We start from the raw sequence: 14119 nt of genomic DNA, 5'->3' as shown, positions 1-14119 counted from the left end.
GATAGCCCTCAGCCCCTGTCAGCGCGGCTTGCGCAGCGCCGCATGCTGGGGGTTGAAGGTAACTACCGCCAGCAAGCTGAACAACACGGTCAACCCCAGGCACACCACCAGCGCCAGCAGGTTCAGCCGCTGATACAGGGCAAAACGCACCAGCTCCACGGCATGGGTAAAGGGGTTGAGCGCACACAGCCAGTACAGCCACTGGCTGGCCTCGCGCATTTTCCACAACGGGTACAACGCCGAAGACAGGAAAAACAGCGGGAAGATCACGAAATTCATCACCCCGGCAAAGTTCTCCAATTGGCGGATCGCGTTCGACAGCAACAACCCCAGGGCGCTGAGCATCAGGGCCACCAGCAACAACGCCGGCAGCGCCAGCAGCAACCCGCCAGCCGGTGGCTGCACGCCGTACAACCAGGCGATGGCGAGAAAGGCATACACCTGCAGCAGCGAAATCAGCGAGGTTGCCAGCAGCTTGCTGGCCAGCAGGAACGGCCGTGGCAGCGGGCTGGTCAGCAGCACCCGCATGCTGCCCATTTCCCGGTCATATACCATCGACAACGAGCCCTGCATGCCGTTGAACAGCAGGATCATGCAGGCCAGCCCGGGGATGATGTACACCTCGTAGGGGATGTAGCTGTCATAGGGCTCGATGATCGCTATGCCCAGCGCCGCGCGAAAGCCGGCGGCGAACACCAGCAGCCACAGCAGCGGGCGCACCAGGGCGCTGAGCAAGCGCGTGCGCTGTAGCACGAACCGCAGGCATTCGCGTTGCAGGATGCCATTGAAACATTGCCAGTAAGCGTTCATCGGGCATGGGCTCCTGAGGGCGTGCTGGTCAAGCAAGCAAAGGCGTCATCGAGGTCGCCACCGTGCGCCAGGCTCAGGCTATCGGCCGTGCCGCTGGCCACCAGGCGCCCCTGATGCAGGATCAGCAAGTCATCGTGCGGTTGTACTTCGTCCAGCAAGTGGGTGGTCCACAACACGCTGAGGTCGTGTTCCCGGCACAGCTGCCGCAGGTGCTGGTTGAGCGCCAGCCGGCTGGCCGGGTCAAGGCCGACGCTGGCTTCGTCCAGCAACAGCAGGCGCGGTTCATGCAGCAGCGCACGGGCGATTTCCACCCGGCGCCGATGGCCGATGTTCAGCTCGCGAACGCGGTCCCGGCGGCGTTCACCCAGGCCCTGGCGGGCCAGTTCGGCGTCCACCCGCAGGCTGCTCTGACGCCGCGACAGGCCGTGCAGCGCCGCGTGGTAGCGCAGGTTCTGCTCGACGCTGAGGTCCAGGTCCAGGGTGCTTTGCTGAAACACCACCCCCAGCTGGCGCAAGGCCGCGCGTGGCTGGTCGCGCAGCGAGCAGCCACCCACGCGGATGTCGCCTTGTTGCAGGTCGTAGAGGCGTGTCAGCAGGGCGATCAAAGTCGACTTGCCCGCGCCGTTCGGGCCCAGCAACGCGGCAAATCGCCCGGGCGCCAGGCTGAACCCGACCTGTTTGAGCGCCTCGCGCGGGCCGTAGGCGAAGCTCACGTCACTGACCTCAAGGGCGTTCATGGCGTGACCACCACGCCCCAGGGGTAGCGCCCGACCTTCACCGACTTGAGCACCTTGAGGCTTTTGGTATCGATTACCGAAACATCGCCGCTGACCCCGTTGGTGGCCAGCAACTGACTTTGGTCGGGGGTAAACGCCAGCTGCCAGACCCGTCGGCCGACCAGCAGGTAGTCCATTACCTCGTAGGTGCTGGCATCGATCACCGCCACATGGTTGGCCGGGCCCAGGGCAACGAAGGCGTACTTGCCATCGCCACTGAGCTTGATGCCCACCGGCTGCACTTTGTCCGGGTGCACACCCTTGATCTGGAAGTTCAGGGTTTTCAGCACCTGGCGCGTGGCCACGTCGAGGATGGTCACCGTGCCGCCGATTTCCGCCGAAGCCCACAGCCGCGACCCGTCCTGGTTGAACTCGACAAAACGCGGCCGCTGATCGACCAGGGTGCTCTCGGCCAGGGCCTGGGTGCTGGTGTCGATCCAGTGCAGCATGTTGGTGGTTTCGCTGGTGTTGACCGCCCACTTGCCATCCGGGCTCACCGCCATGCCTTCGGGTTCGATGCCGACGTCGATCTGCCCCAGCACCTTGTCGGTCACGGTGTCGATCACCGTTACCAGTGCGTCGTCCTCGTTGGACACGTACAGCCACCGGTCGTTGGGGTGCAGGGCGAATTGCTCGGGGTCCTTGCCGGAGGGCAGTTCCTTGATGATCTTGCGGGTGGCCACGTCCATCACCTGCACCCGGTCCGAGTCGCTGGCGCAGATGTACAGCAGCTTGTTGTCGTGGGACAGCAGCAGGCCGCGCGGGCGCTGGCCGACCGGCAGGGTCTCGGTGACCTCCATGGTTTGCAGATCAATCAGGCTGAGGCTGTTGTCCTTCTCGTTGGAGACCCAGGCGGTTGCAGCTATGGCATGTCCGCTGGTCAGTGCCAGGGCGCCCGACAGCAGGCTGGGGTACAGCAGGGCCCGGTGGAAGAGGGAGCGGCGCATGGCGAATTCCTTGTTGTTGTGGTTATCGGGTCAGGGGTAGCTGCAGGTCACTTCGGGTTTGTCGTAGCCCAGGCTGTCCATCTCGTTGAACGGGTGCAGGAAGCCCTCCTGCGGCGAGGTACTGACCAGGGCGCGCGGCTGCACCAGCGGGATCGGTTGGCGCAGCTCGCCGTTCCACGGCCGGTAGCTGAGCTTGCGGCCCTTGAATCCGTCCAGCGGCAACTGTTCGCTGAGCAGCAGTTGCTGCAGTGCGCGTGGCTCGGCCTGGCGCAGTTTGCTGACAGCGCTGGCGATGCTGCGCACGGCCATCCAGGCGGCGAAATCGCGGTCGTTCATCCAGCGCCCGGCCTGGGCTTCGAAACGTTTTTGCAGCTGCGCCGCGCCAAAGGTTTCCACGGTCTTGTGCCAGCCGGTAGGTGTCAGGCCCTGGGTGCCGGCCACGGGGCGTGGGTACCAGGTCTGGTAGGGCAGGTACTCACCGAAGTCGCCGCGCTCGTCGGCCACCAGCACCACGTCGTATTCGGCGGTCTGGGTGAACAGCGGCATGTCGGCCTGGGCGCTGCGGCGCTGGTCGTTGTCGAAGGTCCAGGTTTTTTCCGCCACCAGCTGCACGCCAAAGCGTTTTGCCGCGCGGCGCAGGGCGGCGGCGTAGGCCTGGTCGTCCTCGGTCTGCCCGACCACCAGCAGCGCCCGCTGCCATTTGCGCACTACCAGCAACTGCACCAGCGCATCAGCCAGCATGGCCCGGCCCGGCAAGCTGTGCAGTACATTGCCCAGGCACTGGTTGCTGCGCAGGCTGTCGTCGGGGCTGCCGGCGTTGAACAGCAGGCTGTCGGGCAGGGCCGCAGACAGCGCGCGCAGGCTGGCGGCAGGGGCGTTCACCACGAACAATCGCAGGCCCTGGTCATGCTGGGCCTTGGCGGCCTGCAGCAGCGCGGCGGGGGTGTCGAGATTGGCGCGGGTCAGGTGGAACGCTTGCTGCAGAAAGCGCCCGGTGCTGTTGCTGTCGACGATCGCCAGCTCGGCACCCTGCAGCCCGGCATCGGCGGGCTCGGGGATGATATTGGACAGCAACGGGCCTGGGTCGGGGCGGTAGCCAAGGTAGCCGATGCCAACTTGCAAAGCGGCTGCAGCCTGGCCCGCAACCGCGGGCGCCAGGTCGACAGACAGTGTCGCGACCAAGGTCAGCAGGCAGGTCAGGGCAAGGCGGGCAGGCTGGTGCATGACACACTCCACGGCAGATGGCGCCAGCATAGGAAGCCCGCCGGGAGCGGGAAATATGCAGAAAGTACCGCTCGGCCGGTACCAAGGTAGTAATTCGCCACGCATGCCCCGGTTTTACGATGGTCCCAGCGCCCCTGAGGAGACCCTGCCCATGCGCCTGATCAACCTGACGGCCCTGTGGCGGATCAACCTTTGTGTCACCCTGTGCTTCGCCCTGCTGACGCTGGCCTGTGCCGGGGTGCTGCTGCACCAGGCGGTGGCGGATGTCGAACGTGAGTTACAGTCCGCCGAAGCCGTAGTGGCCTACCTGGGTGACACCGCCGAACGTGACCCGGCAAGCCTGCAGCCACGGTTGACCCAAAGCCTGCGCCATGTGCGGGTGCACTGGCTGGCGGCGAACCAAACGGCGCGGCTGCCGCAGGAGGCGGGGTTGGATGCCTGGCTGGGCCGCCAGCTGATTGGCGAGCGCCACCACAGCACTCGGCTGCTGAACCTGAAGGACGGGCGCCGGGTGTTGATTGCCGTCGACGCGCGGGATGAGATCGACGAGGTCTGGGAAGCCCTGTTGCAACTGCTGGGCCTGTGTGGCGTGGCTTTGTTGTTGAGCCTGGTGAGCATCCGCTGGGCGGTGCGGCGGGGCCTGGGGCTGCTGGATGAGCTGTTGCAGGCCTTGCGCCAGGTGTCGGGTGGGCAATTGACTGCGCGATTACGCGAGGCGGGCCTGCCCGAGGCTCGGCAACTGGCTGAGCACTTCAACCACATGACGGCCTCATTGGCGCAGGCCCGGGCCGACAACACCCAATTGACCCAGGCGTTGCTGGCCGTGCAGGAGCAGGAACGCACCCAGCTGGCGCAGGCCCTGCACGATGACCTGGGGCAATACCTGGCGGGTATTCGCGCCCAGGGCTGCCTGCTGCGCCTGTCGGCCGAACAGCCCACGGTAGTGCAGCAGACCGCGCTGGCCCTGGAACTCAATTGCGAACGCCTGCAACAGGGCTTTCGCGCACTGGTGCACGACCTGTATCCGGTGGCCTTGCAACACCTGCCCCTGGCCGAAGCCTTCAGCTTGCTGGTGAACCGTTGGCGGGCCAGCCAGGGCATCGATTGCCGCTTGCGGATCGGCGAGCAACTGCCGCTGCTGCCCGATTCGAGCAGGACGCATCTGTATCGGCTGCTGCAGGAGGCGTTGACCAACGTTGCCCGGCATGCGGGCGCCAGCCAGGTGCGGATACGCCTGCAACGCTGCGGCAATGGCTTGCGCCTGTTTGTTCGCGACAATGGCCGCGGTGCACGCCAGCCCCAGCGACCTGGGGTAGGCCTGCATTCGATGGCCGAGCGTGCCCGCAGCCTGGGCGGGGAGCTGCGAATCCTCAGCCGCCCCGGTAGCGGCTGGGCGCTGGCCCTGACTATTCCCGAGGAGGTTCGATGAATATTGTCCTGGTCGATGACCATGCCGTGGTTCGCCAGGGTTATGCCAGCCTGCTGCGCGCCGTGTTGCCAGCGATGCAGGTGCGTGAGGCTGCCAGTGGCGAGGAGGCGCTGGCGCGGGTACAGGAGCAGGTGCCCAACCTGGTGATCATGGACTTCGGCCTGCCGGGCATCAGCGGCCTGGAAACTACCCGCCGCCTGCGCCAGCGCCTGCCGCAGCTGCGCGTGCTGTTTTTCAGCATGCATGACGAATTGCCGTTGGTGCGCCAGGCGCTGGAGGCGGGGGCCTCGGGCTACCTGACCAAGAACTCGGCGCCCGAGGTGCTGATCGAGGCGGTGCAGCGGGTGCTGGCGGGGCATGCGTACATTGAGCAGCCGTTGGCTACGCAACTGGCCTGCGCTTCACAGCATGGGGAAAGCGACCCGAGGCTGCAGCGCATGACTCAGCGTGAGCTGGAGATTTTTGTGATGCTGGCCAAGGGGACACCGGTGCGGGTAATCGCCGAGCAGTTGTGTATCAGTGCCAAGACGGTGTCCAATCATCTGACTTTACTCAAAAGCAAGTTGCAGGTCGGGTCGCACGCCGAGCTGGTGCATCTGGGCATTGATCTGGGGGTGGTGAGGGTGGCGGGGTGAATGGAGCCCCGCGCGGCGCTCGATCGTACAGGCGCAGAAAATGCCAGGACGACCACCCGTTCAATCATCCCAACTGTCAGGACACCCCCTGCACCCCTCCATATCGGCCTCCTGAAAATTCCCATAATGCTGCCGCGCCCCACGCAAATCGGCATTCCCCAGGTTGCTCTGGCCAAACTTGGCCTCCTGCAGGTTGGCATCCCCAAGGTTGGCACCTTGCAGGTCAGCCTTGCTCAACCAGGCCATTTCCAGGTCCGCCGCCTGCAGGTTGACCTGCTGCATCTTTGCCCCTGACAGCCTGGCAAACTGCAGATAGGCAGCGCTGAGGTCGGCCTTGGCAAACTGTGCACCCTGGGCGAACAAGCCCCAGCCCTGAATGGCCACCAGCCTGCTATTGCTCAGGTCGGCCAGGCGCAGGTTGCTCTGCTGCAGGCTGGCACGGGTCAGGTTGGCGCCCTGCAAGCGGGCCTTTTCCAGATTGGCCAGGTCCAGCCTGGCGTGGCGCAGGTCGGCATCGCGCAGGTCGGCACCGGCCAGGTTCATCTTGCGCAGGTCCTGGTTGGCCAGGTTGGCGCCGCGCAGGTTGGCGCCCGGGCACTGGCTGGCTTCGGCGATGACGCAGCCATTGATGGTCAGTGGGGTGTCATCGCCGGCGTCGCCACTGGTGACGGCAACGGCAGGGGCGAGTACCAGCAGCAGGGCAAAGGGCAGGTAGTTCATGGCAGAAGGCTCTTGGCGAATGAGGGCAGGTGCGGGGAGCGGCCAGCCACTCCCCGCAGGCGGTCAACGTTGTGCGGTTTTGGTATCCCAGCTCGGGATCTTGAACACCCAGAACGAGCCACCCTGGGCCACCGGTTTGGTCAGTTCGGCCATGTCGCCGCCCCACAACGGCACCGCGCCGCCATAGCCTACGGTGACGCCGATGTACTGCTCGCCATCCTGCTCCCAGGTGATCGGCGGCGAGACGATGCCGCTGCCGGTCTGGAACTTCCACAGCTCCTTGCCCGTCTTGGCATCGAAGGCCTTGAAGAAGCCGTCGCCGGTGCCGGTGAACACCAGGTTGCCCTTGGTCGCCAGCACGCCGGCCCACAGCGGCAGGTGCTCCTTGTGCTCCCATACCAGCTTGCCGGTGCTCGGGTCCATGGCGCGCAGGGTGCCGACGTGGTCGTCGTACATGCGCTTGATGCGAAAGCCCATGCCCAGGTAGGCCGAGCCTTTCTTGTAGTTCACTTCCTCAGTCCAGTATTCCTCTTTCCACTGGTTGCCGGGGATGTAGAACAGGCCGGTGTCCTGGCTGTAGGCCATGGGGTTCCAGTTCTTGCCACCCAGGAACGGTGGCGACACTTCCACCGGCTTGCCCTTGGTTTCACCCGGTAGCGGTTTGGCCGGGCGCTGGCCGGGGTTTTCCACCGGGCGCCCTGTCTTCAGGTCGATATGGCTGGCCCAGGTGATGTTGTCGACGAAGGGGAAGGCGTTCTGCAGTTTGCCGTTGTTGCGGTCCACCACGTAGAAGAACCCGTTACGGTCGGCGTGGCCGGTGGCCTTGACCACCTTGCCGTCCTTGTCCTTGTAGTCGAACAGCACCAGTTCGTTGTTGCCGGAGAAGTCCCAGGCATCGTTGGGCGTGTGCTGGTAGAACCACTTCACTTCACCGGTGCTGGGGTCCACCCCGACCTGGCCGGAGGTGTACAGGCTGTCGAAGTCGTGCGGGTTGCCGTCCTTGGCGGTGCGCGCCCAGGTGTTCCAGGGGCCGGGGTTGCCGGCGCCGACGATGATGGTGTTGCTCTCGGGGTCGAAACTGGCGCTTTGCCAAGGGGCACCGCCGCCGTGGCTCCAGGCTTCGACCTTGCCGGTTTCGGTGGTGGGGTCGTCCGGCCAGGAGGGCGCCTTGATGTCGCCGGTGGGGGTGCTGTCCTTGCCGTTCAAGCGGCCCATGTGGCCCTCGACGAAGGGCCGCATCCACACCTCGTCACCGGTGTCCGGGTCGCGGGCGAACAGCTGGCCGACCACGCCGAATTCATCGCCGGAACTGCCATGAATCAGCAGCACTTTGCCGCTGGTCTTGTCCTTGATCAGCACCGGGGCGCCGGTCATGGTGTAGCCGGCGCTGTGGTCGCCGAACTTCTTGTTCCACACCACCTTGCCGGTACGTTTGTCGAGGGCGATGAGCCGCGCGTCGAGGGTGCCGAAGTAGATCTTGTCGCCGTAGATGGCGGCCCCACGGTTGACCACGTCGCAGCACGGGCGAATGTTGTCGGGCAGGCGGTGATTGTAGGTCCAAAGGCGTTTACCGGTTTTGGCATCGAGGGCGAACACCCGCGAGTACGAGCCGGTGACGTAGACCACGCCGTCGCTGACAATGGCCTGCGATTCCTGGCCGCGCTGCTTTTCGTCGCCGAAGGAATAGGACCAGGCCGGGGTCAGCTTGAATACGTTCCGGTCGTTGACCTGGGCCAGCGGGCTCCAGCGTTGGGCGTTGGTGCCCATGCCGTACTGCAGCACGTCCTGGGTGGTCAGGTGATCATTGGCGATGTCTTCCCAGGTCACGTTCTTGCTGGCAGGTGCGGCAGGTGCAGTGGCGGCCACGGCGAGGTTGCCCAGGGCCAGGCTACCGGCCAGCAGCAGGGCCCGCACGCTCAGGGCCAGAGGGGAAAGGGCGGGTAGCGTTGTTATTGTCATGGTTGCAGTTCCCTGTGGAGTTTTGGCCTGCACAGGGTGCGGCGGGGCGGCCGTGGCCGGATACGGAAAATTTCCCGCGCTTGTCGGGAAGAGTTCCCGAACGCCACCTCAATTGGCCCTTCGCCGCAAGCCCTACTACCAAGGGAGGAAGGCCCGGCCACCAAAGCAGCATTCGGCTGCCTGCGGGCTGTTTCTAAGATGGCGGCACAGCCTCTGTGGTTGAGGCTTTGCGTGCAATGGTGAGGGCATAACAATGACAACAGAACGCAATGTCTTGCTGGCTGCCGGGCTGCTGCTTGGCGCCGTGCTGAGCGGTACCGCGTGGGCCCATGGCAACGTGGTGCCGCAGGCAGTGGAGACCAACGGCCTGACCCCGATCAAGGACGCCGGGGTGAGCCTGGACGGCGACGGCTGGGCGGCGGTCAACCCGTACCGTGCCTCGCCCGAGCACGACAAGGCCGTGGAAATCGGCGCCTCGGCCTACAACCAGAACTGCGCGGCCTGCCATGGCCTGGAAGCCAAGTCTGGCGGCATTGCCCCGGATTTGCGCCTGCTCGATGTGGGCGACGCCGGCGATGAGTGGTTCGTCGAGCGGGTACGCCATGGCGCGGTGCGTGACGGCCGGGTGTACATGCCGAAGATGGCTGACTATCTGAGCCAGGAGGCCCTGTGGGCGGTGCGCACCTACCTGGACAGCGTGCACGTCGAGGAGTGACGGCCATGCGTCTGCTGGCAGTGCTGTTGGGTGGCCTGCTGCTGTGTTGCGCGGCGGCCCAGGCGCAGGTGCGCAACTACGACGCGATCATCGCCGCCGGCGAGCTGAAAGTGGCGGTGTACAAGGATTTCGCCCCCTACAGTTTCGACGACCACGGCCAGCCGCGCGGCGTCGATGTAGAGCTGGCACAGGCCCTGGCCACGGCCCTGGGCGTGCGCCTGCAGTTGATCTGGGCACCGCCCGGAGAAAAGCTCGACGACGATTTGCGCGACTATATCTGGCGCGGCAGCCCGCTGCGCCAGCAGCAGTTGGCCGACCTGATGATGCGGGTGCCCTACGACCATGCCTATGCGCAGAAGCGCAACGAACTGGGCGAACTGGAAAACGCCCAGGTGGTGATGTTCGGCCCCTATCAGGAAGAACGCTGGCAGGTCGCCTACGACCGCCGTCGGCTGGCCTCGGTGGCCAGCGTCGCGGTATTCCAGCAGCACCCCATCGGGGTGGAAGTGGACAGCGTGCCATCGTTTTACCTGACCTCGGTGTTCGACGGCATGCTCAGCGCCAGGACGCATCATTACCCCACTGTGCAGCAGGCGTTTGCCGCGATGCAGGCCGGCCAGGTAGACGCGGTGATGGCGATGCGCGGGGAGGTGGACTGGCAGTTGCACCAGGCGGCCGACCCCCAACTGGTTCTGGCGGAAAACGCCTACCCGAAGCTTGGCAAGCAGGCCTGGGAAATTGGCATGGCGGTGCATGAAAGCAACCGGCAGCTGGCGTATGCCGTGGAGGAGGCGCTAGAGGCGCTGATCCGGGATGGGCGGATGAAAGCCATCTATGCCAACTACGGCCTGCGCTACCAGACTCCGGAAATGTATCAATAGTGCTTGCAGCACCTTTGTGGGAGCGGGCGCGCCCGCGAACACGGGCGCAGCCCGTGCCATCCACCGCGCTGCCTGATTCGCGGGCATGCCCGCTCCCACATTAACCATGCCGGCTCAATGGATAACGGTTTCATCAAGGAGTGGCCGATGAACTGGCGAGTAACGTTACTGCTGGCCTGCTGGATGCCTTGGGCAGTCGTGGCCGGCGAACCGAGTGCCAAGCCGGACCCGGTACCCTCGGTCATGTGGGACTTCTACCACAAGCAGCTGCTCGGCCAGGCGGCATTCGTCTTCGATGACCGGGTCAAGCTGCTGGCGCCGCCCTTTGCCGAGGACGCGCGCCAGGTACCGCTGGAAATCGACGCCCGGGCGTTTACCGGCGAGGTGGTGCGCATCCTCGCCTGGGCCGAGCTCAACCCGCTACCGCGGATTGTCGATTTCCAGCCCGGCGAGCGCGTGCTGCCGTGGTTGTCGATCCGCATCCGCATCGAACAGGCCACGCCGCTGCGCGCTGCGGTGCTGACACGTGACGGCTTGTGGCATGTCGGCTCGACCTTGATCGATGCCGCCGGCGGTGGCTGTACCGCACCCAGCGTGGTCCGCACCCAGCCCGGCTGGGAGGAGCACCTCGGCGAGGTCCTGGGCGGGCGCTACCCGCGTGGCGACAGCAGCCGCCTGCGCCTGCAGGTGGCCCACCCGATGGACAACGGCCTGGTCAGCGGTATTCCCGAATTCTTTCTCAACCATGCCGAGTTGCAAGACGCGGACGGCCAACGCATGGCCAGCTTGGAACTGTACCCGGCAGTCAGCGAAAACCCCAACCTGGGTTTCGATATCCAGGGCACTGGGCCGACCCGCCTGTTATTGCAAGACAACAGCGGCAACCAGTTCGAAGCGGCGGTGCCCTGAGCGCGTTGCCTGAGTTAACCCCCTGCCCGGAGGCGCCGTCATGCGTTGGATCCTGCTGTTGCTGTTGTGCCTGGGGCTGCCGGCCCATGCGGACCTGGATTACCGCCTCATACCCCGGCAGATCGCCCAGGGCACCTGGCTGCTGGAAGGCAGCACCGACAACTTTGCCAAGGCCAATGGCGGCAATATCGTCAACACCGCGTTCATCGTCACCGACAGCGGTGTGGTGGTGATCGACAGCGGGCCGTCGAAGCGCTATGGCGAAGCCTTGCGCCAGGCTATCGCTGCCACCACCGACAAGCCGGTGCTGGAAGTGTTGCTGACCCATCATCACCCCGACCATGTGCTGGGCAACCAGGCCTTCGCCGATGTACCCATTGGCGCCCTGGCCGGCACTGGCGACCTGTTGCGCCAGCAGGGCGAGGTCATGGCCGAAAACATGTACCGCCTGGTGGGCGACTGGATGCGGGGCACCGAGGTGGTGCTGCCGACCCGGGTGCTGGAACCTGGCGTCCATGAAGTGGGCGGGCATCGGCTGCGGTTGCTGGCGCTGGGTGGGCATACCGGTGCCGACCTGGCAATTCTCGATGAGAAGACTGGCGTGCTGTTCGCCGGTGACCTGGTGTTCTATGAACGGGCGCTGACCACCCCTAACAGCCCGGGGCTGGATGTGTGGCTGAAGGACCTGGACACCTTGCAAGCCCTGCCCTGGAAGCAGCTTGTGCCCGGGCACGGTCCGGTGGCCAGCGATGCGCGGCCGTTTGTGCAGATGCGTGATTACCTGGGCTGGCTGGATGGGCTGATGCGCGACGGCGCGGCGCGTGGCGATGACATGGCCGAGGTGATCCGCAGCCCCATCCCCGAGCGCTTTGCCGGCATCAGCCTGACGCGTTATGAGCTGATTCGCAGTGTCAGCCACCTTTATCCCCGCTACGAGCGACAACAACTCCAGCGCGTCGATACCAAACCCTGACGCGGTCCCCTGTAGGAGCGGCCTTGCGTCGCGATGGGCTGCGCAGCAGCCCCAAAATTTGCGCATCATGCAAGATTGCCGGGGCCGCTGCGCGCCCCATCGCGACGCAAGGCCGCTCCTACAGAGGACCGCGCAGGGTAGCTGCTACCAACGAACTAGAAAACTCCGCACTGCGGGCAATTGTCGGTGAGCAGGTCGCAACCAAGAATTCTCGGCACACCGGGAAATTTTCCCGGATACAACAAAAAACCAAAGGTAGCCGTCATGACCCGATCCCCACGCCGTCCTGTTTTCGCCGTGAGCCTGGTGCTCAGCGCCATGCTGCTTGCCGGCGCGGCCCACGCCGCTGTCAGCAACGAAGAGATCCTCCAGGACCCTGAGAACCCGCAGCAGATCGTGACCAACGGCCTGGGCGTGCAGGGCCAGCGCTACAGCCCGCTGGACCTGCTCAACGCCAACAACGTCAAGGAGCTGCGGCCGGTCTGGGCGTTTTCCTTCGGCGGCGAGAAGCAGCGCGGCCAGCAGGCGCAGCCGCTGATCAAGGACGGGGTGATGTACCTGACCGGCTCCTATTCGCGGGTGTTTGCCGTGGACGCCCGTACCGGCAAAAAGCTGTGGCAGTACGATGCGCGCCTGCCCGATGACATCCGCCCGTGCTGCGACGTGATCAACCGCGGCGTGGCACTGTACGGCGACCTGGTGTTCTTCGGCACCCTGGACGCCAAGCTGGTAGCGCTGAACAAGGACACCGGCAAGGTGGTATGGAGCAAGAAAGTCGCCGACCACAAGGAAGGCTATTCCATCAGCGCCGCGCCAATGATCGTCAACGGCAAGCTGATCACCGGCGTCGCTGGCGGCGAGTTTGGCGTGGTGGGCAAGATCCAGGCCTACAACCCGGAAAACGGCGAGCTGCTGTGGATGCGCCCTACGGTCGAAGGGCACATGGGCTACGTGTACAAGGACGGCAAGGCGATCGAGAACGGTATCTCCGGGGGCGAGGCCGGCAAGACCTGGCCCGGCGACCTGTGGAAGACCGGTGGCGCCGCGCCATGGCTGGGCGGCTACTACGACCCGGAAACCAACCTGATCCTGTTCGGCACCGGCAACCCGGCGCCGTGGAATTCGCACCTGCGCCCTGGCGACAACCTGTATTCCTCGTCGCGCCTGGCGCTGAACCCGGACGATGGCACCATCAAGTGGCACTTCCAGAGCACGCCGCATGACGGCTGGGACTTCGATGGCGTCAACGAGCTGATCTCGTTCAATTACAAGGACGCCGGCAAAGAGGTCAAGGCCGCCGCCACGGCCGACCGCAACGGCTTCTTCTACGTGCTGGACCGCACCAACGGCAAATTCATCCGCGGCTTCCCCTTTGTCGACAAGATCACCTGGGCCACCGGCCTGGACAAGGACGGCCGGCCGATCTACAACGACGCCAGCCGCCCTGGCGCCCCCGGCAGCGAGGCCAAGGGCAGCTCGGTGTTCGTCGCCCCGGCGTTCCTCGGCGCCAAGAACTGGATGCCGATGGCCTACAACAAGGACACCGGGCTGTTCTACGTGCCGTCCAACGAGTGGGGCATGGACATCTGGAACGAGGGCATCGCCTACAAGAAGGGTGCGGCGTTCCTCGGCGCCGGCTTCACCATCAAGCCGCTCAACGAAGACTATATCGGCGTGCTGCGCGCCATCGACCCGATCAGCGGCAAGGAAGTGTGGCGCCACAAGAACTACGCGCCGCTGTGGGGCGGGGTGCTGACCACCAAGGGCAACCTGGTGTTCACCGGCACGCCGGAAGGCTTCCTGCAGGCGTTCAACGCCAAAACCGGCGACAAGGTCTGGGAGTTCCAGACCGGCTCCGGCGTGCTCGGCTCGCCGGTGACCTGGGAAATGGACGGCGAGCAGTATGTCTCGGTGGTGTCCGGCTGGGGCGGCGCGGTGCCGCTGTGGGGGGGTGAAGTGGCCAAACGGGTCAAGGACTTCAACCAGGGCGGCATGCTCTGGACCTTCAAGCTGCCCAAGCAACTGCAGCAAACGGCAAGCACCACGCCGTAAAGCCTGAACCCTACTACCAAATGACGAGAGCCCCGCTGCCAACGATGCATTCGTCTGGCAGGCGGGGCTTTCTACTATCGCTGCATCGC

The 14119-nt window shown here is 65.1% G+C and carries 13 protein-coding genes; 7 read left to right on the top strand and 6 right to left on the bottom strand.

Annotated features, from left to right (window positions below; all coding sequences use genetic code 11):
- Positions 1–18: 18 nt before the first annotated feature.
- From AC5O5I_RS16810 to AC5O5I_RS16795, 4 genes are read right to left on the bottom strand one after another with little or no spacing between them, the layout of a single operon-like run.
- A complete protein-coding gene (locus tag AC5O5I_RS16810; protein WP_172228697.1) occupies positions 19–810 on the bottom strand; it encodes an ABC transporter permease in 792 nt (263 codons plus the stop codon).
- Complete coding sequence (locus AC5O5I_RS16805; RefSeq protein ID WP_494511193.1) at positions 807–1547, bottom strand: ABC transporter ATP-binding protein; 741 nt, start codon at positions 1545–1547, stop codon at positions 807–809. Before AC5O5I_RS16805 ends, AC5O5I_RS16810 begins: the two co-directional genes overlap by 4 nt.
- Positions 1544–2533, bottom strand: a complete 990-nt coding sequence (locus AC5O5I_RS16800; RefSeq protein WP_494511192.1) for a YVTN family beta-propeller repeat protein — start codon at positions 2531–2533, stop codon at positions 1544–1546. Before AC5O5I_RS16800 ends, AC5O5I_RS16805 begins: the two co-directional genes overlap by 4 nt.
- Positions 2534–2563: 30 nt before the next feature.
- Positions 2564–3757, bottom strand: a complete 1194-nt coding sequence (locus tag AC5O5I_RS16795; protein ID WP_494511191.1) for an ABC transporter substrate-binding protein — start codon at positions 3755–3757, stop codon at positions 2564–2566.
- Positions 3758–3908: 151 nt separating this feature from the next.
- Between AC5O5I_RS16795 and AC5O5I_RS16790 the strand changes: the two genes are divergently transcribed.
- Together AC5O5I_RS16790 and AC5O5I_RS16785 are read left to right on the top strand one after the other, a co-directional pair.
- Positions 3909–5186 carry a sensor histidine kinase gene (locus AC5O5I_RS16790; protein WP_172286154.1) on the top strand — a complete coding sequence of 426 codons (1278 nt, stop codon included), beginning with the start codon at positions 3909–3911 and terminating at the stop codon, positions 5184–5186.
- Positions 5183–5821, top strand: a complete 639-nt coding sequence (locus AC5O5I_RS16785) for a response regulator (protein ID WP_494511190.1) — start codon at positions 5183–5185, stop codon at positions 5819–5821. The genes AC5O5I_RS16790 and AC5O5I_RS16785 overlap by 4 nt, the downstream gene beginning before the upstream one ends.
- 60 nt (positions 5822–5881) lie before the next feature.
- Here the strand turns inward: AC5O5I_RS16785 and AC5O5I_RS16780 are convergent, their stop codons facing one another.
- Together AC5O5I_RS16780 and exaA are read right to left on the bottom strand one after the other, a co-directional pair.
- Complete coding sequence (locus AC5O5I_RS16780; protein WP_494511189.1) at positions 5882–6541, bottom strand: pentapeptide repeat-containing protein; 660 nt, start codon at positions 6539–6541, stop codon at positions 5882–5884.
- 63 nt (positions 6542–6604) lie between these two features.
- Positions 6605–8500: a quinoprotein ethanol dehydrogenase gene (gene exaA / locus AC5O5I_RS16775; protein ID WP_172228150.1), complete on the bottom strand. Its 1896-nt coding sequence runs from the start codon at positions 8498–8500 to the stop codon at positions 6605–6607.
- 253 nt (positions 8501–8753) lie between these two features.
- On the opposite strand from exaA, the gene pedF reads away from it, so the two are divergent.
- From pedF to pedH, 5 genes are all read left to right on the top strand, one after another.
- Positions 8754–9215, top strand: coding sequence for a cytochrome c-550 PedF (pedF, locus tag AC5O5I_RS16770; RefSeq protein ID WP_172228148.1), 462 nt, complete (start codon positions 8754–8756; stop codon positions 9213–9215).
- Between the two features lie 5 nt (positions 9216–9220).
- Positions 9221–10096 (top strand): substrate-binding periplasmic protein, encoded by an 876-nt coding sequence (locus AC5O5I_RS16765; RefSeq protein ID WP_172228146.1) that lies wholly within the window; start codon positions 9221–9223, stop codon positions 10094–10096.
- Between the two features lie 147 nt (positions 10097–10243).
- On the top strand, positions 10244–11005 hold the full coding sequence (locus tag AC5O5I_RS16760) for a quinoprotein dehydrogenase-associated SoxYZ-like carrier (RefSeq protein ID WP_494511188.1): 762 nt from the start codon (positions 10244–10246) through the stop codon (positions 11003–11005).
- Between the two features lie 40 nt (positions 11006–11045).
- Positions 11046–11978 carry a quinoprotein relay system zinc metallohydrolase 1 gene (locus tag AC5O5I_RS16755; protein WP_494511187.1) on the top strand — a complete coding sequence of 311 codons (933 nt, stop codon included), beginning with the start codon at positions 11046–11048 and terminating at the stop codon, positions 11976–11978.
- 264 nt (positions 11979–12242) lie between these two features.
- Complete coding sequence (gene pedH / locus AC5O5I_RS16750) at positions 12243–14030, top strand: PQQ-dependent alcohol dehydrogenase PedH (protein WP_172286162.1); 1788 nt, start codon at positions 12243–12245, stop codon at positions 14028–14030.
- The last annotated feature ends 89 nt before the right edge of the window (positions 14031–14119 follow it).

Source organism: Pseudomonas sp. 9_2_1, from assembly GCF_059295275.1.
Note: the sequence above shows the minus strand (reverse complement) of the source record. Positions and strands in the feature narration are given on the sequence as shown.

Bases quoted from the DNA above. Each gene is read 5' to 3' on its own strand.
- AC5O5I_RS16780 (WP_494511189.1), bottom strand. From the start codon at position 6,541: ATGAACTACCTGCCCTTTGCCCTGCTGCTGGTACTCGCCCCTGCCGTT.
- AC5O5I_RS16805 (WP_494511193.1), bottom strand. From the start codon at position 1,547: ATGAACGCCCTTGAGGTCAGTGACGTGAGCTTCGCCTACGGCCCGCGC.
- AC5O5I_RS16795 (WP_494511191.1), bottom strand. From the start codon at position 3,757: ATGCACCAGCCTGCCCGCCTTGCCCTGACCTGCCTGCTGACCTTGGTC.
- AC5O5I_RS16760 (WP_494511188.1), top strand. From the start codon at position 10,244: ATGAACTGGCGAGTAACGTTACTGCTGGCCTGCTGGATGCCTTGGGCA.
- exaA (WP_172228150.1), bottom strand. From the start codon at position 8,500: ATGACAATAACAACGCTACCCGCCCTTTCCCCTCTGGCCCTGAGCGTG.
- AC5O5I_RS16810 (WP_172228697.1), bottom strand. From the start codon at position 810: ATGAACGCTTACTGGCAATGTTTCAATGGCATCCTGCAACGCGAATGC.
- AC5O5I_RS16765 (WP_172228146.1), top strand. From the start codon at position 9,221: ATGCGTCTGCTGGCAGTGCTGTTGGGTGGCCTGCTGCTGTGTTGCGCG.
- pedH (WP_172286162.1), top strand. From the start codon at position 12,243: ATGACCCGATCCCCACGCCGTCCTGTTTTCGCCGTGAGCCTGGTGCTC.
- AC5O5I_RS16800 (WP_494511192.1), bottom strand. From the start codon at position 2,533: ATGCGCCGCTCCCTCTTCCACCGGGCCCTGCTGTACCCCAGCCTGCTG.
- AC5O5I_RS16785 (WP_494511190.1), top strand. From the start codon at position 5,183: ATGAATATTGTCCTGGTCGATGACCATGCCGTGGTTCGCCAGGGTTAT.
- AC5O5I_RS16790 (WP_172286154.1), top strand. From the start codon at position 3,909: ATGCGCCTGATCAACCTGACGGCCCTGTGGCGGATCAACCTTTGTGTC.
- AC5O5I_RS16755 (WP_494511187.1), top strand. From the start codon at position 11,046: ATGCGTTGGATCCTGCTGTTGCTGTTGTGCCTGGGGCTGCCGGCCCAT.
- pedF (WP_172228148.1), top strand. From the start codon at position 8,754: ATGACAACAGAACGCAATGTCTTGCTGGCTGCCGGGCTGCTGCTTGGC.